This window comes from Cyanobium sp. WAJ14-Wanaka, from assembly GCF_024345375.1.
Classification (GTDB): domain Bacteria; phylum Cyanobacteriota; class Cyanobacteriia; order PCC-6307; family Cyanobiaceae; genus Cyanobium_A.
In genome coordinates this window covers 58,889-78,908 of sequence record NZ_JAGQAZ010000004.1, presented here as the reverse complement: position 1 = coordinate 78,908, position 20,020 = coordinate 58,889, and the positions used below count along the sequence as shown (strand labels likewise).

Sequence of the window (20,020 nt, the reverse complement as noted above, 5' to 3'; positions counted from 1 at the left end):
GGCAAGCGCCATGGTGCGAAGGGGGCTGACGGCCAGCGGTTCCCGCGCTTGGCTAGGGGCATTTGGGGCGATATGGCTGGCCTGGGCAGGCCTGGCCCCTGCACCCTCTTTGGCGGTAACTGGTGCCACTGCAGGGGCCAGCGACGACCGGTCTGCGCTCACTGGTTTTCTGCGTCAAAAAACCGTCACCAATAGGCGCCTACTTGAGGATCTAGATCGCACGGAATACAGCCCCGCCGAGCTCCGATCAGCCCTTCTCAAGGTCTATTCGGTGCGGGTGGAAAAGGTATCGGCATTTCTGGATTCGCCCTCTGGCCGCAGCCTGATTGAAAGGCAGGTGCAGGGTTGGTCGCCTTGGTTGAACACCAACCTCAAAAGCCTTGGCCTGCGCGCGGCAATTTTGAAAGCATCTCGCCAGGACGCCCTTTCGGCGGCTGGGGTGGTGGCGGGCTTGCCGGTGCGCTTCCAGTTGCCTGAAAGGGCTGCCGGGGCCCGCAGGGAGACAGCGGACCCGGTCTGCCCAGATCAGTGCGGTGATTCGGTGTTGGCCCATTTGGCCTTTTTGATGGCCTCTTTGCAGGTGGGGGCCATGGGCCGCTAGTTAGCAATCAGCAGGGTGTGGTTTAGCTGTTGGGGGATCGTTTGCTGAAGCCTGGCGCCCAGGCCCGCTTCCAGTTGCTTGAGCTGCTGGCTGGGAATCTCTGACCCGAGGAAGGCCTCCATTTGGCTGCGATAGGAGCTGCCGGGGGCAAGCCAGCGCTGCAGGTGCCCTTGGCCGATCTCCAGCTTGAGGCTTTCCTGCCAGCCCTGCTCACTGACCTGCCAGCCCCTTTTGCGCAACCATTCGGCGGCGCGGAGATGGGGGGCCTGGGCTGCCTGCAACATGGCCCCCTCATGGCGGGCCAGCTCTTCTAGGGCCTGTCTTGATTTGGCCTGTCCTGATTTTGATTGGCCCGATTCCCTTTCCAGGGCCAGCAGGCCGGCAGCGGGTCCGATCTGGGGGTGGCTGAAAAGCAGGCGCCATTGGCCCTTGGGCACGATCTGGGCCTGCAGGCTTGCCAGCCAGGCAACTAGTTGGTCTTGTCCCAGGGGGTCTTGTCCCAGTTGGCGCCAGGGCTGGCGGGCCGCAATCCACTCAAAGCGAGGCTGCTTTGGGTCGGTGTTGTTCTGGTCAAGTTGGCGGGCCAGGCTGGCAGGGTCGTCGTAAGGGCAGACCAGCACCTCGGGCCTGCGCAGGCTGTCGAGCAGTTGTAGTTGGGCCCCTAGGCGCTCCTGGCAGGCGCTATCGCCAACAGTGATCACCACCTGCCCCTCCGGCGTGGCTTCCATCGGATCAAGGGCCCACAGCAACGACTGGGCTTCCAGGATCAACACCCGATCGTGGCGTTGCCATTGGGCTCCCTGCCAAAGCCGGCGGCGCAGTAGGTCCAGGCGCTGGCCCTCGGCGGCGGCCTGGCGTTGGAGCCAGCGCTCCAAATGGGGGTCGGCCGGGCCGCTACTCAGCACATCGCCCTGGTCGGCGGCAGTTTCGGCGGCCGCAGCCAACTGGGCGGCACGACGCTGTTGAAGGCGCTGGCGTTGCTGGCCTTCCCATCCCAGCTGGCCCGGCTGCCAGAAAACCTCCCCCTGCAGGCCCTTGGGAAGGTATTGCTGGGCCACCCAGTGCTCGGCGTAGGCATGGGGGTAGCGGTAGCCCACCCCATCGCCGAAGGCCTGGCCATCGCGATTGGCATCCCGCAGGTGGGCTGGCACCTGCTGTTTGGAGGTGGCCTTGACGCTCTTGAGGGCATCAAAAAAGCCCAGCAGGCTGTTGCTTTTTTCTGCGCCGGCAAGGTAAAGCGTTGCTTGGGCCAGGGGGTAGAGGCCCTCAGGCAGACCCACCCGCTCAAAGGCCGCGGCGCAGGCTTCCACCACCACAATCGCCTGGGGATCGGCCAGGCCGATGTCTTCGCCGGCGGAGATCAGCATGCGCCGAAAGATGAAGCGGGGATTTTCACCCGCCTCCACCATGCGAGCTAACCAGAAGAGGGCGGCATCGGGATCACTGCCGCGCAGGGATTTGATGAAGGCGCTGATCGTGTCGAAGTGGGCGTCGCCCTGTTTGTCGTAGAGAACGGCCCGCTGCTGGATCGATTCCTCAGCGATGGCCAAATCAATTGCAATCACCCCTTCGCTGTCTGGGGTGGTGGTCTCCACGGCCAATTCCAGGGCGTTTAACAGGCTGCGGGCATCGCCACCGGCCACATCCAGCAGGTGGGCTGCGGCCTCTTCGCTAATCACCACTGCCCTGTTGCCGTAACCCACTTCCGGGTCCCGGATGGCCCGCTGCAGCAACTGCAGCAGGTGGGGGCGCTCGAGGGGTTGGAGCCGAAATAGGCGTGAGCGACTCACTAACGCCTTGTTGACCTCGAAAAAAGGATTTTCAGTGGTGGCGCCGATCAGGGTGAGGGTGCCGTTCTCCACCCAGGGGAGGAGGGCGTCCTGTTGGACACTGTTGAACCTGTGCACCTCATCGATGAAAAGGGTGGTGCGCAGGCCATGGCGCTCCAACCGCTCCTTGGCCGCATCCACCTCCAGGCGTAGATCCTTCACTCCCGCAAGTACGGCGTTGAGGCTGCTGAAATGGGCCCGACTGGTGCCGGCGATGATCCTGGCCAGGGTGGTTTTGCCCACCCCCGGCGGGCCATGCAGGATCAGGTTGCCGACCCGATCGGCGCTTATTGCCCGGCGCAGCAGGCGCCCCTCCCCCAGGATCCCCTCCTGGCCAACGAAGTCGTCGAGGGTTTTGGGGCGCAAGCGATCGGCCAGGGGGGCGACCTTGGCCAAGGTGACTTCGCGTTGGTGCCCAAAGAGGTCGCTCAAGGTTGCGCCATGGCGCTTGCCAACACCGCCATCATCGGCCCCTTGGCGATACGCTCCGGCCATGGCTGCCCTCCTTACTCCCGTGGCCCCATTACGCCAGCTCGCTGCGCCATGTTTGCTTATGGCGGCCCTTACTTTGGGCGCCTGCCAATCGTCGGATCCCGCTGCCAAACGCTTGCCGACCGTGCAGGCCCAGCCGGTGGCCCTGACCCGATTCAGCGACCTGGTCGACACAATCAGCACCCTGGAGGCGGCCCAGGAGGTGCAATTGGCGGCCCAGGCCAGCGGCCGGATTTTGCAGTTGCTTGTTCGCCAGGGGGATGCGGTTCGCCAGGGCCAGTTGTTGCTGGTGCTCGACCAGACCCAGCTGCGGGCTGAGGTGGCCAGCCTGCGCGGCCAGATGCAAACCAGCAAGCTCAATTACGAGCGCTACGCCTATCTGGTTAAGCAGGGTGCGGCCAGTTCCCTGCAGAGAGACGAGGCCCGCCAGTCGTACATAGCCGCCCGTGAAGCGCTCACTGCTCGCCAGGCGGATCTCGCCTTCAGGCAGCTGCGTGCCCCCATCAGTGGCACGGTGGCTGACCTTGTGGTCAAGGCCGGCGACGTGATTCAGGCGGGTAGCCCCCTGACCAAGATGGTGGGCAGCGGCCGCCTCCTGGCCCGCATCGATGTGCCGGCGATCTACGCCGATCGGCTGAAGCCAGGACTAACGGTGCGACTGCTTGATCCGATCAACCAGCGCCCGATTGAGGTTGGGGTGGTTAATTCTGTGGATCCTGGGGTCAACGTGGGCAGCCAATCGCTGCTGGTCAAGGCCTCCTTTGCCAATGGCAACCCTTCCCTGCGCAACGGTCTGCGGCTGCGCACCCAGCTGGAACTGGGCAGCTACGGGGCCCTGGCCGTGCCATTTACGGCGGTAAGTCAAATGGCTGGTCAGAGCTTTGTTTATGTGCTGGGTAGCCGCGCCGATTTGGAGCGGCGCCCTGGCCGTGGCAGGCCTGAGGCGACGGCTTCCCTGCCACCCGGCAGCCAATTCGCACTTCAAACCCCCGTGCAGTTGGGCCCGTTGCAGGGCACTTCCTATCCGGTGATCCGGGGCCTGCAACCAGGTCAACGGGTGGTCAGCGCCGGCCTATTGAATTTGCGGCATGGCTCCGCTGTCAAAGTCGGCCGGGTCCGTTAGCTTTCGCCAAGCTGTTCTTCTTTTGTGCCCAGCCCCGTGACCCCCAAATTGCAGTTGCTGTTGCTGCCTTTTTTGGGTTCCCTGGCCTTGGCTGGCTGCTCGTCTGCGCCCCCACCTAGGCCGCCGCTGGTGGTGCAGGTGCAAACCATTGGGGATGCCAGCTTCAGCCCGAGTATTGAGGTGATTAGCCAGCTGGCTTCCACCACCGATGTGGCTTTGAGGCCCGAAGTTGATGGGCGAGTGGTAAAGATACTGGCGAAGCAGGGTCAAATGGTTAAGGCCGGTCAGCCGATAATTGTTTTAGATAATGTTCAACAAAAAGCAGAGCTAAATTCTAGTGTTGCTGCTGCCCGCAAAGACAGAGTTAATGCTGAGCGATATATCTTTCTAAATGAGCAGGGCGCAGTTTCCACCCGCGATCGGGATTACTACGTTACCCAGTCGATTCAAAGTAGCGACCAGGTGCGTGCCAGCGCAGCCACCTTGGGCTACAAGTACGTCACGGCCCCCATTAGTGGCGTAGTTGGTGATCTTGATTCGGTCAAGCTGGGGGACTATGTGCGCCAGGGCCAGGCAATTACGGGGATTGTTGATAACTCTTCTCTATGGACCTTGATGGACGTGCCGGCCACCCAGGCCTCTCGGGTTGAATTGGGCCAGCCGGTTGAGCTGGTTACGCAGGGAAATCCTCTCTTTAAGGGATTCGGTAAGGTGGTTTTCATATCTCCCTATTTTGGCGTTAGCGGTAGTACTTCTTCTCCAAACACGGTTTTGGTAAAAGCTGCTTTCCCTAACCTCTCCGGCAAGCTTAAAACTGGGCAATACGTACGTAATCGCATAATTACCGGGGTAAGTACCCAGCTCTCGGTGCCGGTGCAGGCTGTGATGATGCAGGCCCAGCAACCTTTTGTTTATCAAATTTTTAATCTTAGTCAGGTACTTCTCAAGATTCGAACCTCTAGCCAGATACCTTTGGCAAGTAAGGAAAAATTGGAAAAGCTTCCTCCTAAAACCCCGATCGTGGTGCAAATGCCTGTTCGCTTGGGAACCCTGGAAAAGAACCGCTATCCCTTGATTTCCGGGCTCAAGGCTGGTGATCGAGTGGTGGTTAGTAACACTGCCCTGCTGCGCTCCGGGATGCCTGTATCCATAGCCAATGGAAGTAACTGAGCTAGGACATGTCACTCTCCGATAATTTCATCAAGAGACCGGTTCTAACTACGGTCTGCAGCATCTTGATCATTTTGGTGGGCTTGATCGCCATTCCCACCTTGCCGATCGAAAACCTGCCAAATATTGCTCCACCCCAAATCCAGGTGGCTGCAAACTATGGAGGTGCCAACTCCCTGGTTACGGAACAGGCAGTCACCAATGTGCTGGAGCAGCAAATAAATGGAGTGCCTGGGGCCGCATATATCTCCTCCCTTACAACAAACACGGGCCAAAGCACGGTCAATGTATTTTTTGACGAGGGAACAGATATCAATATTGACCAGGTCAATGTTCAAAATCGGGTCTCATTGGCTAACCCCCAGCTCCCCGACCAGGTAAAAGCCACAGGTGTATCTGTTATTCAAACCACCCCTTCGATTCTGTTGGCGTATCAGGTCTCATCAACAAAGGGCCAGTACGACGCGCCATACATCAATGGTTTGATTTATGAGCAGCTTTTCTATCAATTGGAGCGCATACCTGGAGTCGCCCAGGCCACTCTTTTTGGTGGCAGTAACCCGGCTTTCTGGCTATTTGTCGATCCATCCAAGTTGACCGCGAACCAGCTCACCGCAGACCAGGTGGTGAGTGCCGTTAAAAGTCAGAACTCCGTAGCTGTGGGCGGTCTGGTTGGCGGGCCACCGGCTGGAGGTGATCAGTTGTTCACCTATCCAATTCTGGTGGAAGACAACGGCAACTTGGTGTCGGTTGAGCAACTCAACAAGCTGATTGTTGGAAAATCACCCAACGGGAATTTGCTTCACCTGGCCGATGTAGGCGAGGCCACCTATGGATTCAACACCTTCGCAACCCAGGGGGTAGACATAAATGGCAAACCTGCTGTCACGATTGGCATCTATCAAACCCCTGAAAGCAACGCCCTGCAGGTGTCAGAGGCGGTAGTTGAACTGATGGATGAATTCCAATCCCAGTTGCCCCCGGGGATTATCCTCACTGAGATTTACAATGTTGGCCAATTCATTGAGTCGGCCGTGGAGGGTGTTGTTGATGCTCTCGGCTTGGCGATTGTGTTGGTTCTAGTGATTCTGTTTCTGTTTCTGCAGAACTGGCGTGCCACTATTGTGCCAAGCCTGGCAATCCCGATTTCTTTGATCGGTACCTTTGCCTTTATCAAGATCTTCGGCTTCTCGATCAATCAGTTGACTCTGCTGGGCTTGGTGCTTGCCACCGGTCTCGTGGTCGACGACGCAATTGTGGTGATTGAAGCGGTCTCCAAAAATTTAGAACGGGGTATGAAACCCCGGCAGGCGGCCATGGCCTGTATGGGTGAATTGACCGGGGCCCTAGTCGCCACTTCCTTGGTATTGATGGCAGTGTTTGTGCCCTTAGCTTTTTATCCGGGTGGTATAGGAATTATCTATCGCCAGTTTGCCCTAACCATTGCTTTTTCGATTGCCATTTCCACCTTTAACGCCCTGACTTTCTCGCCGATGATGTCGGCCCTGATCCTTCGCTCTGAAGCCCCACCTAAGCCAAAGGGCTGGGGCTGGACCGTGGGGGGACTCTTGGTTGGTCTTGCCTTTGGTCGTTTTAGTGCTGCCTCTTTCGGCCCATTGGCCTATGTCTTTGGGCTGGTGGTGTTTGGCTTTGCAGGAAGCAGGCTGGCTGTGATTTTTGATGGCTTTAATTTGTGGTTCGGCCGGCTTGAAAAGACCTATGCGTCCCTGCTTATCCAACTAATTGCAAAACGTAAGCTGATCCTGGCTGGTTTGGCCGGGGGCATTGTGCTTACGGCGCTTGCCTTCTCAGCCCTGCCCACAGCATTTATTCCTGAAGAAGACCAGGGATACGGCTTAGGTATATACCAACTGCAAAACGGAGCCTCCCTCTCCCAGACCCAAAATATGGGTAAGGAGATTGCCAAGGTGCTTAAAACGGAACCGGATCTCACCTCCGCGGGAATTATTAGTGGTTCTGGATTTAATGGCTCTAGCCCCGACCAGGGTCTCTTCTTCTTTGGTCTACGGCCCCTGGCAGAACGCTCAGGAGCAGATCACAAGGCTCCAGCGATTGTGGCTCGCCTAAATTCCAAGCTGGAGAAGCTAGGTTCTGGTCTGGCTGTCGCTTCCCAGCCGCCGGCGATTCCAGGCTTCTCTGCCCAAGGAGGTTTCTATTTCCAATTTAACGACCTTAGTAATGGTGGCTATAGCTTTTCCCAGCTAGATGATCTGGCTAAAAAGCTGATTGTCCAGGGCACTGCCAGTGACCAATTCTCCACCCTCTATACCCAATTCATTCCCAGCGCCCCAGCCTTTGGCGTCAAAATTGATCGTTCCATTCTCGGAGCCCTTAACGTTGATTTTCAGCAGGCTATGCAAACAATTGCTGTGCTGGCAGGTGGAAATTACTCCGGCCTTACCTATGAGAGTGGCCAGGTCCGCAATATCTATGTCCAATCGGAGGCTCCCGGCCGCAGCAACCTCGAGGATGTGCTCAGTTACTACGTAAGAAGCAAGGATGACAAGCTGGTTCAGGTGTCGGAATTTGCGACTGCAGAACTATCTAGTGCCCCCCCTGTTATCAGCCATTACAATCTCTACCGCACCATTTTGGTGCAGGGTGCGGAGGCCATAGGTAAGAGTTCTGGCCAGGCCCTTACAGCGATCCAGCAAATTTTCAAATCTCTTGATTTCAATAATATTGGCTACGCCTTCACAGGTATTGCTGCCCTCCAGCTATCTGCCGGCAACGCCAGCGTGCTGGTTTTCGGCCTGGGTATTTTGGTGGTTTATTTGGTGCTTTCAGCCCAGTACGAGAGTTATGTAACGCCAGTGGTTATCTTGATGACAGTTCCCTTGGCCATGCTTGGGGCCCTGGCTTTCCTGGCGTTGCGCTCGATCGATCTCAACATCTACGCCCAGGTTGGTCTGGTCACCTTGATTGGTTTGGCTGCTAAAAACGGCATCCTGATTGTGGAGGTGGCCGAGGAGCACGTAGGCGCAGGCATGGGCTATGCCGAGGCGGCAATCGCAGCGGCCGAATCGCGGATGCGACCAATCCTGATGACCGCCATCGCATCTCTGGCGGGCTTCCTGCCCTTAGTGGTGGCGACCACCGCAGGTGCAAATAGTCAGCAGTCCCTTGGCAGTGTGATTTTTGGCGGCCTACTGGTGGCTACCGTTCTCTCGCTGGGGGTAGTTCCGCCCTTCTATGTGGCCGTTAAGCAGCTAGAAAGCCGCTGGTTCCCGGAGGAAACCCCAGCGGCCCAAGAATGATCAAGGTCTGATTATCAGAGTTAGGTGATCACTGTCGGGTGCTCCATGCCCGTGCGGGTTTTAATTTCAGCCAGTTGATCGATGGCAGTAATTAAATCGCCCAGGGCCAACTGGGGATCTTGGTGGAGGTTGCCAGTGGCGGGCACGTAGCTCTCTAGGTAGACCCTTAGGGTGGCGCCCTGGGTGCCCGTGCCTGAGAGGCGCAGCACCACCCGGCTGCCGTCATTGAGCAGGAGCCTCAGGCCTTGGCCAGTGCTGACTGCACCATCTACCGGATCGGTGTAGCTGAAGTCATCGGCGGTGCTGATGCTGCGGCCTGCAAAGTTTTGGCCCAGTAGGGCAGGTTGCATGGCCTTAATGCGGTCGTAGAGGCCGTGGGCGGCATCGCTGGCGATGGCTTCGTAGTCGTGGCGGGAGTAGTAGTGGCGGCCAAAACTTCCCCAGTGGTTTGCCATTACATCGGCAACGGAGCACTGCTTTTGGGCCAGGATCTGCAGCCAGAAAAGTACTGCCCAAAGGCCGTCTTTTTCGCGGATGTGGTCGCTGCCGGTGCCAAAACTCTCTTCACCACAGAGGGTGATCTGGCCCGCATCGAGCAGGTTGCCAAAGAACTTCCAGCCGGTGGGGGTCTCAAAGCAGGGCAGGCCCAACTCCTTGGCCACCACATCGGCCGCTGCGCTGGTGGGCATCGAGCGGGCCACCCCTGCCAGGCCAGCGGCATAGCCGGGAGCCAGTTTGGCGTTTGCCGTCAGTACCGCCAGGCTGTCGCTGGGGTTCACAAAGCAGTTGTGGCCAAGGATCATGTTGCGATCGCCATCGCCATCGCAGGCCGCCCCGAAGCGGTAGTTGTCGCCCTTGAGCAGTAGGTCGGCGAGGTCGTGGGCGTAGGTGAGGTTTGGATCGGGGTGGCCGCCCCCGAAATCCTCCAGCGGCTTGCCATTGCGCACTGTCCCCGCCGGCGCCCCCAGCAGCCCCTCAAAAATGCGGGCGGCGTAGGGCCCTGTCACGGCATGCATGGCGTCAAACGCCACGGGGAAATTGCCCTTCAGCAGCCCAGCTATTTGGTCAAAGTCGAATAGGCGTTGCATCAGGGCCACGTAGTCGTCGACCCCGTCGATCACCTCCAGCTGAAGGGTGCCCAGGTTGCAGCTGCCGGGGCTGGCCAGGTTCAGGCCGTGGGCTTCGGCCTCCCCCTCAAGAATCCTGTAGCCAGAAAGGGTTTTGGTGGCCCCATAGATCGCATCGGTGATCGATTCAGGGGCGGGGCCGCCATTGGCGCCGTTTACCTTCACGCCAAAATCGCCATCCGGCCCACCCGGGTTGTGGCTGGCCGAAAGAATGATCCCGCCGATGGCCTGGTGCTGGCGAATCAGGTGGGATGCGGCCGGGGTGGAGAGGATTCCGCCGGTGGTAGTGATCAACTTGGCCACCCCATGGGCCGCCGCCATGCGGGCAATTACGCCAATGGCCCCGGCGTTGCCATAGCGCCCATCTCCGCCAACTACCAGGGTGCCCCCCACCACCCCAGGCAGCACTTGGAAAACCGCCTCGATGAAGCTCTCGAGGTAGTGGGGGGTTTCAAATTGACGGCTGCTCTTACGCAGGCCGGAGGTGCCGGGTTTTTGGTCGTCGAAGGGGTGGTCGAGGGCGATCTGCCGCACGCCGGCGGCACTGCTATTGGTCATCGGCCTGGGCCACCTGGCTGGGGGCACCAAGTTAACCCTGGCCTAGGGGGTCTGGTTCTGGATTAGGCCAAAAGTAGTTTTCTTTTTGCCCTTGCCGTCGTCGGCACTGCTGCCCAATACGGAGCCGGTTTGCTGTTTGCAAAACACCAGCACATCTGAACCTGCTTTGTTGAGGATTTCTCGATGTTGGTAGGTGTTTGGGGATTGGGGTTTGGCCTGCTCGCGGATGATCCAGAGGGTGTCTTTGCAGGAGGCGGCAAGGCGTGGGTGATCCATCAGTGGATCGGCTAGGGCGCGGGCTTTTTGGCAGGGTTCAATGCTGTTTTCCCGGCCGCAATCGAGGCTGAAGAGTTGGATTTGGCGCAGCTCCTCGCTGCTGGGAAAGGGAATTTCCTTTGGGTTGGCTTGGAGCGGCAGGGCCAGTAGGGGAGCGGCCGCGCCTGTTATGAGGCCAACTAGGGCAGCGGTGCGGATCTGAAACCTGGCCATGTCAGCAGTTGGGGTTAACCCATCATGGCGCCGTTTGGCTCGGAAATGCCCTGGCGCAGCGGTTGCTGCTGCTGGCTCCAGTAGCGGCCAATGGCAGGGCCCACTAGGGGGGCACCAATGCTCAGGGCACAACGCAGGAGGCCCTGGCCCTGGAGCAGCTTGCCCCGCCTGGCCTCTTCTGCCTGCAGGGCCTGCAATTTGCTGATCTCAGGTCGCCGCCGCGCCTCGATGCAGGCCAGGGCCTGATCGAGGTGGTGCTCCGCTCCCAATAGTGCCGGGACCAGTTCTTGGCTGGCAATCCAGGCATCCTTGAGGGCCATGTTGATTCCCTGGGCCCGTACCGGACTCATCGGATGGGCCGCATCCCCCAGCAACAACAGTCCTGGCCGCCACCAGCGCTCGGCCTGGCCCACCTGCACACTCAGGCGCCTGGGCCTCTTGAGCCCACTGCTTTGTTGGCCAAGCCATTGGGCCAGCTCTGGCGGGCAAAGGCTGGCAAAAAGGTCCAGCCACTGCTGCTGGCTGCGTTGGGGACTGGCTTCTGTTGGGCTAATCACCCAGCCCAGTTGCAGTGAACCGGTGCAGCTCTCGAACAGGCTCATTAACCCGGCTTCCCCGACCAGGGTGGTGAATTGACCCTCCAAGGGGTTGCCCTCCGGGCAGGGCAGCTGAAACCAGAGCAGGTCGATCTGGCTATCCCCGCCCTCCAGGCTGATCTGGGCCAGTTGGCGCAGGCGGGACTGGCGCCCATCGCAGGCCACCACAAGTGCGGCAGCTAGATCGCTGCCATCGCTGAGGCGGATGCCGTTGATGCGCCTCTCGGGATCAAACTTGAGGGCGCTGGCGGAGCGGTTCGCAATCAGGCCGAGGTTTCCGGTGCTGGCTGCCTGCTCGAGCATCCCATCGATCAGTTGCTCCTGGCTCACCAGGGTGCAGGACTGGGCCGGCAAGGGGCCGAGGGGTTCGGATACACGGAACAGTTCGCGGCGATTCAGTACAAACCGCCAGCCCTTGAGCTCCCGGTGGGGGATTGGATCGATCAGGGATAAAAGGCCCATCTGATCAAGGGCCCCTAGGCCCGAGGGCATTAGGGCTTCACCGCGAAAGGGGCGACCCTGTTTTGGGTTGCTCTCCACCAGGGATACGGGGATTCCCTGCCTGCAGAGCATCAGGGCCAGACAGGCTCCGGTGGGCCCTGCCCCAACGATCACCACGCTCCTGTTCACCACGCTCCCAGTCACCACGCCCCCAGTCACCTAGACGAAGGAGTTGTAGTTGCGGGTTTCGCTGGTGTTTTCACAGCCCGACTGGCCCATCAGGACACTTTTTTTGTTGAGCAGGTAGTCGACAAGTTCCTGCTGCACGGCCAATAGCTCCTTGGTGCAGCCCCTAAAGGCTGCTCGGTGGCGGATTTCGTCGTGGCGGGTGTGCAGATCCCGCAGCATCAGCTGGATTGCATCGAGGGTGGGGGTATGGATCCTGGAGCAGTTTTGGGGGTCCATGGCGAAGCAGGCGGAGCTAGCTCAGGGCGATTTGCCGATGCTAGGGGCTGGGGGTCTGCCGGGGTCCAAATGAAAACCGATAGGGATTTTGAGAACAGTTGGGGCCCCAATTAGAAGTTTGCAATGCTGATTTGGATTGGCTTGGGCTATTCGTACGACGGAATTTTTTTACGGGATCGGTGCTTTAGTGCCTTGCTGCATTAATGGCATTTTGCTCGGCTATCTGGGTCTAGGATCGTTTCATTGCCTATGGTGTGATTTGTGCCACTTGTAACCATTTCACTTACGGAGGAGGAGCACACTGCTCTTAAGCTGTTGGTGATTGTTGAAAATAAAAAGCTTCTTGCCCTTTTGAGGGAGGCGGTTGTCGCGTACCTGAATGAAAAGGATGCCTTCAGCCTGGACATATCCAGAAAGGAAGACTAGTTTTCTGGCTCTGGCTCTGGCTCTGGCTCTGGCGCTATTTACGAGTAATTCACTGCTAATTGGTTTTATGGTTGGGGACAAATCTGCAGAATTTGATTTTTCTTTGGATCCCTCTAAATATCCAAAGCGCATTGATTTGGAGGTCTCAGATGAGACCATGGAATATCTGACTCGTCGATCCCAGTTGTCGGGCCGTTCAGTTGAGGAAATAATCCTTGAGATTATTGATGGCCAGATTAATTCCTGAGGGCTAATCGTTGGTTTCCGCTGCCATCCTGAGGCAATGGTTTATAGGTTTCTGGCCCTGCAGTTCTGGATCAAAAGTGGAGCCTTGATCTTATTCGCTTGAGAAGCGACTTATTGGAGATAGCAGAAGATGGGAGCCAGTCTGAACAGAATAATAGAGAGGGATTGTTCAAGTACAAAGAGTCTATGGCAATAATGGAAAGCAATTCTGATTTCACAAATATCATGTTTCCGGTATGGCATACAAGCTCATAGCCCTTGCGATGCGCTACGTCCTGGGTAGATGTGAAGCTATTGCCCTGTACATTATCGTCGCAACGATGGTAAACGCCTGGAGGTATTGATGAGTTTATCTCTATGACCACTATTTTGGGCTCATAGCCCCTCAACCCTTCCCAGGTCTCAAGGTCATAGGAATCAATGTCAACTGAAAGCAAATCAAAATTCTTTGGAAGTGAGGTCTTCGCCAGCAGCGAACTTAGCGAGTTTGGATCGCTGGCTCCACGGGCAACGAAAGCCTCTATGGGTACGATGCCAGGATATTCCTCAACTGTCTTTAAAAGGTCTTTGTATTTAATTGAGTCGCCCTCTATGTAGACTGCATTCCAGCCTTTCTCTACTAAAGAAAAAGTGTTGCTGAGGTGTTTGCCGTCCCATGCTCCATACTCTACACACCAATTTGATAAATCAATTGATGCCCGATCGAGCCTTTGTAGGAGCTCGGCGATTACCCCATCCTCTCCGTTTTGGGAATGAATGTTGCCCATGAAGGCGTCAAATGGTTTGGGCTGCATTTGTGGGGGATTGCCTATAGACACTTATACGCGCGTCGACCTCCATCCGTCAAGAGTCATTCTTGATTTGTAGCAAAAGCGAATTCTTTTGCTTAATGATTTAATTGGGGGTTTTCTTTGTTGCTTGAGTTCGCATGTTTTAGAGCCTGCGTTTAGAGTTCTCTCTGCGCTTTGGCGGCCAAGTGGCGATTGATTTCATCGGAATGCCTTCAATAAAGTCAGCCTCTAAAGCTTCTTGGTGATTGCTTGTCTTTGGAATGCTGATATATTTAGATAATGGTTTCTTTTGGGTTTTGGCAGTATTAGGTGAAGCCTGTGGGCTTTTCGGTGACTCAAAACTCTTCCATAAATCCCCAATTTCACCAATCACTAGCACTGGCAGAAAGGCGGAGCTAGTGATTGGTGAGATACTGCATTCTTGTCAGTTGTTACCAGGCGGGTAATGGCCGTTGACGCGAAGGTTGGTGCCTAGTGTTGTACCTTTTGGCTGGATTTCGCTATTACGCTGCTCCATTGTAAGCCTCTTGGCGAGCCACTCAATCGTTCTGCGATACCCGCACCAGCTCACCGCCGAAGACCTTTTTGGGGTCTCTCTGATTTCTTTGTGCCCTTTGCACCCCACTGCCACAGCGGTTGCGCTGCCGTTGCTGTTTGCGCTCTAAGCGGGAGGTGATGCCAAGTTCGGCGCCCCGCCAGAGGCGATCGATTTCATCGCTGAAGTGGGCAGCCAGCAATGGTGATTCGATCACTAAAAGGGTTTCATCATTTTGATGTGCTGCAGAGGGGCTCCAGTTGAAGCTGCCTGTGATCACGGTGCGGTGGTCGATCACTGCAAGTTTGTGGTGCAATTTGTCGCCGGGGGCTAATCGAGGAGTTCCAACCCCCTCGAGGGGCGCTTTCCAGGGCTTATTGCCCACTTCTAATTTGCAATCTCGATCGGGAAGTTGGGTACCGAGGAGATCCAGCACTTCGCTAAAGGAGCGATTTGCAAAGCCTGGATCCGCCAGTAGCCGGATCGCCACTCCCTTGGTTTGAAGTTGGGCGAGGACATCGGCAACCCCCTGCTCCGAGAATACAAATAGGGCTAGATCAATGTTCTTGCGGGCCTGGGCCAAAAGGTCTGCAATTAGTAGCAGGCCCTGGTTTGGGTCTTGGCGCCGGTGGGGAGCAAATAACACCCCCACCTTGGTGGCGCCCACCATCACCTCCTGCAGGGGGCCTTCTTCTTTTCCAATTCCAAATTGGCTATCAGCTTCTCCCCCAGGACCATCGCCCCACATGCGCTCAAATTCAGCCGCAAATACCGCCGCAAGTTCGGGGCTGTGAAATCTCAGCAGGTGGTTTACGTTGCCGCGGGTTTGGGGATCGTCGGGATCGCCATGAATGCACGAAGGGGTGAAATTGGTTGAGCCAGTCACCACCACTTTTCGGTCGATGACCATGAATTTGTGGTGCATCAGCCCGCTGCCGGCGCTGCCATCGGCGGTGTCGTCGATGAGGGGCACCCCACCGCGCTGCAGGATCAGCACCGCATCTCCCCAGCCCAGGGCCACCATCTGCTGATGGCGTTTGCGCTGGTGGGGCACCAGGTCTGCCATGTGTTCCTGGCTCCAGGGCGTGCTGTAGGTGTTCTCAAGCACCACCTTCACCACCACCCCCTGCTGTCTTTTGGCGGCCAGGGCTTCGGCCACCTTGGGCAGAGATAGCTCCTGGACGGCCACCAAAATTTCCTGCCGGGCAGCCGCAATGCTTTCAAGCACGAAGGCTTCGAGGTCGTCACCTTCCCGCAGCTGGCCACTGATCGGGCTTCGGTAGTGGTGATTCTGGTGGTGGTTAAAAGCCAGCTCAATGCCCGCCGGCAGGGGGCGATCCGGGGGGGCAGAGCCGGATATGCGCCCATTGGCACTGCAGCTGGTCAGTGCGGCCAAGCCGCAGGCAGCAAGTAGCAACCAGAAAAGGTTTCGGGCTCTCAATGGACCTGGGGCGCCAGAGCCCAGGTTTCCCACTGGCCCTATTTCAGGCCCCTAGAACCATTCGGCGATGGCCTTATCGGCTGGGTTGCTGTTGTCTTCGGGGGTGATGCGATTGAACTGGAGGGTGATGTTGCGCTTCTGGACCCCATCGGCTGCCACAGCCTCGATCGGATAGAGCTGCTCACCGTCGCGGAAGGGCACCTGCACCCGGAAGGTGCCATCGGCTGAGAGGGGCACCACCTCACCGCCGATGGTCAGCCGGGCCGAGGGATCGGTGGCGCCGTAAACGATCAATTCCGCATCGGCCACCAACCAGAAAGAACGCTGACGGCTGGCCACACCGCCAACTCCGGATTCATTGCGGCCGCTGGCCCAGAGGCCCGCTCCCGAAGCATTTAGCTCGCTTGTATCGAGGCCAGCTGCTTCCAATTCGTGGAAGGCTTCAGAGCCCCGGCCGAGGCGGCGGAATTGGGAAGTGGCCGTTTGATAAAGGCGCTCGTGCAAGCCGGTGTCCGTGGGGGTGGAAGCCGGGGCTTGCGTTGCTCCCGGCATGGCTGCGGGGGGAGTGTCGAGCGAAAAGGGAACAAATTGGTCAAGGATCTGCTCGCTGGGGTGCAGGGCAGGCACCCGGGCCACGGAGGAGAAGGCCAGAGAGATCCAGCCACCACCACTGGCATTCATGGCGGTGCGGTAGCCGAGCTCCACCCGGTAATCCCGGTCGCTCATGGGGACAGGCAAGTACCACTCAGTGGCATGGCTGTTGACCACAACTTCCTGGAGGGTGTGGGGATGGGAGGAGCCGCCGTTAAGACCGGTCACGTCAGCGACCCGCAGGCAAAGCTGGGTGGCGCCAGCTGCAATTGCCTGGGCCCGATCCACATCTGAGATTTCCCAGAACACGTAGGCCCACTGGGGATCACGGGGCAGAAACACCACATTGGTGAAGGCCGCAGGCCGCTTTGCGGGGCCCATCTCAGCTTCGATCGCCTTGAGGTTGCGCTTCGATGTCTCCTTGCGGGAGGAGATGGCCTCGAGCAGTTCTTCCTTGGACTTGCGGCTGTAAAGACTGACGCCCGCCTCGCTGGCGACCTCGCGGAGCTGTCGCAGGGTCATGAGAGCTAGGGAGGCGAGGGTCTGGGTCACGGCTTCAGGATTTTTTCGGGATCAGTGACGCGACTTTGCCATCCTTGGCCTGGTTTCAGGCAGCCCGTCAGGATTTTCTGACTCGTCTGGGTGCAATTCGACACGCCTTTTTTCCATTAAAAAGGCGGCCTAGGGGCCGCCTTTTGCAAGCTGATGCCAACTTCGTGGCTGCCTTGCTACCCCTATTTGCCGATGCTGCGGTATGGGACTTTGGCCATGTAATCCATGCCGATGTTGCCGGATCCGCCACCACGGGTTCGCATGGCGGGCATGGAGCGCACCCAGGGCAGATAGTCCTCCGGAGAGCCGCCACGGCGCTGGCGGGCCCGTTCGGGGAGTGCCTTGGCGACCCCTGTGTAGACCATTTGGGGGAAGCCCTTGATGCTGCGGTAGTAGGCCTCGTAGCGGGGGCTGGTGATGTTGAAGGGGGTTTCGCCCAGGTCGCGGGAGCCCACCACGCGGTTGCGTTGGAAAGGAACCTTGTCGTAGCCGAAGTTGTCGAGGTATTCCTGGCTGTTGAGGATGTCATCGACAGCCCCCTTGATGCCGCGGGACATGATCACGGCCGCCCAGGCAATTTCTTCGCTCTTGCCGTAAACCGGTCGCCCGAGCAGCTTCTCGACCAGGTGGCGGGCCACCCGGTAGTTGCTGTTCAGGTTGTAGAAGCTGCGGGTAAAGGTGTCTGAGAGGCACAGGGCGCGAATGAAGTCGCGCACAGAAATCTGGCCATTTCTCAGCTGACTCTGCAGGTAGGGATCCCTGTCGACCTTGAAGGCATGGAAAAAGATTTGGCGGTAGGCCGTTTCGATCACGAAGTTCTGGTCTTCGTAACCCATGGCCTGGTCTAGGGAGCCAGTCTTTGGATCCTCATCCGAACCCACCCGAAGGGGGTTCACCCGGGCGTTTTGGGTGGTGGGTGCGTACTTAAGGAGAGGCAGGGCCACGCGTCATCGGCATCCGAATCCGGTGATCGTAGAAGTGTGCCCTAGGCAGGATTCGCCAGCCTGGGGCAGGACTCACAGTCCGTAACGTTTTAGAGCCTTGCTTTTGCCGCCGCCAGCGAGCTCAGGCCAGGCGAGTTTCCACGCAAAATGAGGCCGTGTTGGAGAGGCCTTCGACCGTGCTGGTGCGCAGGCGCACATTGGGCCCGGCGAAGCTGAAGCGCTCCAGGCTGTTCATCATTTCGTAGCCAGTGGTGAGCAGCAGTTCATCGCGGCCATCCATGGCGAAATGGCCTGCCACCGGCGCGGTTTCGGCGTAGCCACGATCCCGTAAAAGCAGGCCCTTGCGCCCCTGGCTATCGGTGGGGATCAGGCCAAAAACGCTTTCGCCCTGATGGTCTTCCCCAGCCCTGTCCCAGGCCATTGATGCGTTCCATGTAACCCGGCAGCCGCCCACTAGCTCCTTGGGATTTTTGCCGTGCAGTTCGGCGATGGCGATCAAGCGGGGGTCGCTGCCATCGAGCTCCACCACCTCAATAAAGGAGCCCCCGGCTTCGGCGCGGCGATGCAGCAGGTGGTGGCTACTGCGCTGGGAGCGCCAGCGGCCACAGCTCAAGCGAAAGAAGCTGAGCGCATCGGCAATGCTTTGGCTCATGGCGGCGCTGAAGTGGCGGTAACTGCTGCAGGGATGATCGCAAGCCGCTGATTGGCTTGGTGCTGGGCCCAGCTGCAGAGCTCGGCCAGTTCCAGCTCGAGGGGCCCCTCCCTGCCTAGGGCGCCCTCACCGCCTACGGCGCCGGTGGGTTTTTTATGGAATTCGCGGATTCGTTGCAGTTGGTCGGCCGTCAGTAGCAATTGCTCTGCCAGGGCGCCGGCAAAGCTGGCATCCCCGGCGCAGGCGGGCTGCTTAAGGGCCCAGGCTTCGATTGCATCGCGGTTGGGCACTGCGCCATCACGCCGACCGGAGATGGTCTGCAGGGTGCGTAGGCCATGGGCCAGTAGCCGCAGCTGGTGGCGCTCCAGGGCCGGCAGCAGGGTGGCCTCGAGCTCTGCCAATTCGGCCAGGCTCAGGGGGCTGCCATCCGGCGCATTTGGGATTATTTCGGCAGTCACCGCGGTGCCAGGCGGAAGCCGCAGCTGTGGCCCGACTCCAGCCGCCACTGCACCCGCTGCACATCGCAATCGGGAAAGGTGTGGCGGATCAGTTGCAGTTCCTGGTCGCAGATACAGGGAAATTGTTCGGCGATGCGCACTACGGAGCAGTGAAACTCGCTCATCAGCCAGCCATCCCCATCGGCGGCAAATTCGGCCACATAGCCCTCGTCGCGCCGTAGCTCCACCATGCGCTGTAGGCGATGTTGGAGGTCTCCCTGGCCGACTCGGTCGCGGTAGTCACCGGCTTTTTGCAGGGCCTGGTGAGCAAGTAGGCCCTGCAGCTGTTCCGGGGGCAGGCTGCCGGCCATCGAGCTCAGGAGCCCGAGGGCAAAGTTTTCGCTGCCATCGGGGAAATGGTTCTGACCGTGGGCGGTCAGCTGCCAGCGGTTGCTGGGCCTGCCTGGGCCCTCTGTAGCGGGGCTTGCCTGCACCAGGCCGTCTTCTTCGAGGCTGCGCAGGTGGCGCCGCGTCACCTGCACCGACACCTCCAATTGCTGGGCCAAGGCAGCGGCGGTCGCTTCACCCTGGCGCAGCAGCAGTGTGAGGCAGGCTTCCCGGGTGGTGGCGCTCATCGGAATCAGCGTTCACATACACCTTGCCACGGCCCTGCAGGGCTTGGGGAGGGTGGTTGCCTGACCCACCAGGGTCCGGGCCTTTGCCCTAGGCTGGTTTGGTAACGAAACGGCCATGTTTCGTAACTGGGTTTGATGGCCCTGGGCCATCTCGATAGCGCCCTTCCCGAGATCCCCTGACGCCATGTCCGACGCTGCGGCCACCCCTGCTGACTCCCAACCTGCTTCAGGTGCTAACCCCTCTGGTGGCAAGTCTGGCGCCGGAGACAGCTTGGAGGTAATCCGCAAGTTTGCCGAGACCTACGCCCAGCGCACAGGCACCTATTTCTGTAGTGATCCCGGAGTGACCTCCGTGGTGTTGCTCGGCTTGGCCCGCCACAAGGATGAGTTGGGTGGAGCGCTCTGCCCCTGCCGCCACTACGAAGACAAGGAAGCGGAGGTTGCCCAGGCTTTTTGGAATTGCCCCTGCGTGCCGATGCGCGAGCGCAAGGATTGCCACTGCATGCTGTTCCTTACCGAAGACAACCCCTTCCGTGGCGAACAGCAGACCATCAGCCTCGAAGAAGTGAAATCGCTTGCCGCCGAATAGGCAACACCACCC

19 protein-coding genes are annotated in these 20,020 nt (G+C 58.7%); 6 read left to right on the top strand and 13 right to left on the bottom strand.

The window, feature by feature from the left end; translation table 11 throughout:
* Positions 1–10 precede the first annotated feature (10 nt).
* Positions 11–601: a hypothetical protein gene (locus KBY49_RS11445; RefSeq protein ID WP_254934957.1), complete on the top strand. Its 591-nt coding sequence runs from the start codon at positions 11–13 to the stop codon at positions 599–601.
* Here the strand turns inward: KBY49_RS11445 and KBY49_RS11440 are convergent.
* On the bottom strand, positions 598–2,862 hold the full coding sequence (locus KBY49_RS11440; RefSeq protein WP_396099929.1) for an AAA family ATPase: 2,265 nt from the start codon (positions 2,860–2,862) through the stop codon (positions 598–600). The genes KBY49_RS11445 and KBY49_RS11440 overlap by 4 nt on opposite strands.
* Before the next feature lie 61 nt (positions 2,863–2,923).
* Between KBY49_RS11440 and KBY49_RS11435 the strand changes: the two genes are divergently transcribed.
* From KBY49_RS11435 to KBY49_RS11425, 3 genes are read left to right on the top strand one after another with little or no spacing between them, the layout of a single operon-like run.
* Positions 2,924–4,045, top strand: a complete 1,122-nt coding sequence (locus tag KBY49_RS11435) for an efflux RND transporter periplasmic adaptor subunit (RefSeq protein ID WP_254934955.1) — start codon at positions 2,924–2,926, stop codon at positions 4,043–4,045.
* A 36-nt stretch (positions 4,046–4,081) separates the two neighbouring features.
* Complete coding sequence (locus KBY49_RS11430) at positions 4,082–5,215, top strand: efflux RND transporter periplasmic adaptor subunit (RefSeq protein ID WP_254934954.1); 1,134 nt, start codon at positions 4,082–4,084, stop codon at positions 5,213–5,215.
* Between the two features lie 8 nt (positions 5,216–5,223).
* Positions 5,224–8,493 carry an efflux RND transporter permease subunit gene (locus KBY49_RS11425; protein ID WP_254934953.1) on the top strand — a complete coding sequence of 1,090 codons (3,270 nt, stop codon included), beginning with the start codon at positions 5,224–5,226 and terminating at the stop codon, positions 8,491–8,493.
* A gap of 20 nt (positions 8,494–8,513) precedes the next feature.
* Here the strand turns inward: KBY49_RS11425 and KBY49_RS11420 are convergent, their stop codons facing one another.
* Genes KBY49_RS11420 through KBY49_RS11405 form a run of 4 tightly spaced genes read right to left on the bottom strand, consistent with a single transcriptional unit; the run spans position 8,514 to position 12,169 of the window.
* Entirely contained in the window at positions 8,514–10,178 is a 1,665-nt protein-coding gene (locus KBY49_RS11420; RefSeq protein ID WP_254934952.1) for an alpha-D-glucose phosphate-specific phosphoglucomutase, read from the bottom strand.
* Between the two features lie 42 nt (positions 10,179–10,220).
* Positions 10,221–10,667: a hypothetical protein gene (locus KBY49_RS11415; protein ID WP_254934951.1), complete on the bottom strand. Its 447-nt coding sequence runs from the start codon at positions 10,665–10,667 to the stop codon at positions 10,221–10,223.
* Positions 10,668–10,681: 14 nt separating this feature from the next.
* Positions 10,682–11,908 (bottom strand): FAD-dependent monooxygenase, encoded by a 1,227-nt coding sequence (locus KBY49_RS11410; RefSeq protein ID WP_254934950.1) that lies wholly within the window; start codon positions 11,906–11,908, stop codon positions 10,682–10,684.
* A gap of 15 nt (positions 11,909–11,923) precedes the next feature.
* Positions 11,924–12,169 (bottom strand): hypothetical protein, encoded by a 246-nt coding sequence (locus KBY49_RS11405; RefSeq protein WP_254934949.1) that lies wholly within the window; start codon positions 12,167–12,169, stop codon positions 11,924–11,926.
* Positions 12,170–12,557: 388 nt separating this feature from the next.
* Between KBY49_RS11405 and KBY49_RS11400 the strand changes: the two genes are divergently transcribed.
* Positions 12,558–12,842: a hypothetical protein gene (locus KBY49_RS11400; protein ID WP_254934948.1), complete on the top strand. Its 285-nt coding sequence runs from the start codon at positions 12,558–12,560 to the stop codon at positions 12,840–12,842.
* A gap of 70 nt (positions 12,843–12,912) precedes the next feature.
* On the opposite strand, the gene KBY49_RS11395 is transcribed toward KBY49_RS11400, so the two are convergent.
* The 8 genes from KBY49_RS11395 to sufR all read right to left on the bottom strand — a co-directional run bounded on the left by KBY49_RS11395 (position 12,913) and on the right by sufR (position 19,419).
* A complete protein-coding gene (locus tag KBY49_RS11395; RefSeq protein WP_254934947.1) occupies positions 12,913–13,635 on the bottom strand; it encodes a hypothetical protein in 723 nt (240 codons plus the stop codon).
* Positions 13,636–13,774: 139 nt separating this feature from the next.
* Positions 13,775–14,005, bottom strand: coding sequence for a hypothetical protein (locus tag KBY49_RS11390; RefSeq protein WP_254934946.1), 231 nt, complete (start codon positions 14,003–14,005; stop codon positions 13,775–13,777).
* 166 nt (positions 14,006–14,171) lie between these two features.
* On the bottom strand, positions 14,172–15,563 hold the full coding sequence (locus tag KBY49_RS11385) for a phosphatidylserine/phosphatidylglycerophosphate/cardiolipin synthase family protein (protein WP_396099913.1): 1,392 nt from the start codon (positions 15,561–15,563) through the stop codon (positions 14,172–14,174).
* Positions 15,564–15,659: 96 nt separating this feature from the next.
* Positions 15,660–16,721, bottom strand: coding sequence for a DUF4912 domain-containing protein (locus KBY49_RS11380; RefSeq protein ID WP_254934982.1), 1,062 nt, complete (start codon positions 16,719–16,721; stop codon positions 15,660–15,662).
* A 212-nt stretch (positions 16,722–16,933) separates the two neighbouring features.
* Entirely contained in the window at positions 16,934–17,695 is a 762-nt protein-coding gene (locus KBY49_RS11375; protein ID WP_254934945.1) for a phycobilisome rod-core linker polypeptide, read from the bottom strand.
* 121 nt (positions 17,696–17,816) lie between these two features.
* Entirely contained in the window at positions 17,817–18,347 is a 531-nt protein-coding gene (locus KBY49_RS11370; protein WP_254934944.1) for a phycobiliprotein lyase, read from the bottom strand.
* Positions 18,344–18,805, bottom strand: a complete 462-nt coding sequence (locus KBY49_RS11365; protein WP_254934943.1) for a hypothetical protein — start codon at positions 18,803–18,805, stop codon at positions 18,344–18,346. The genes KBY49_RS11370 and KBY49_RS11365 overlap by 4 nt, the downstream gene beginning before the upstream one ends.
* On the bottom strand, positions 18,802–19,419 hold the full coding sequence (gene sufR / locus KBY49_RS11360; RefSeq protein WP_254934942.1) for an iron-sulfur cluster biosynthesis transcriptional regulator SufR: 618 nt from the start codon (positions 19,417–19,419) through the stop codon (positions 18,802–18,804). Before sufR ends, KBY49_RS11365 begins: the two co-directional genes overlap by 4 nt.
* 184 nt (positions 19,420–19,603) lie before the next feature.
* Here sufR and KBY49_RS11355 point away from each other — a divergent pair, with 184 nt between their 5' ends.
* A complete protein-coding gene (locus tag KBY49_RS11355; protein WP_254934941.1) occupies positions 19,604–20,008 on the top strand; it encodes a ferredoxin-thioredoxin reductase catalytic domain-containing protein in 405 nt (134 codons plus the stop codon).
* The last annotated feature ends 12 nt before the right edge of the window (positions 20,009–20,020 follow it).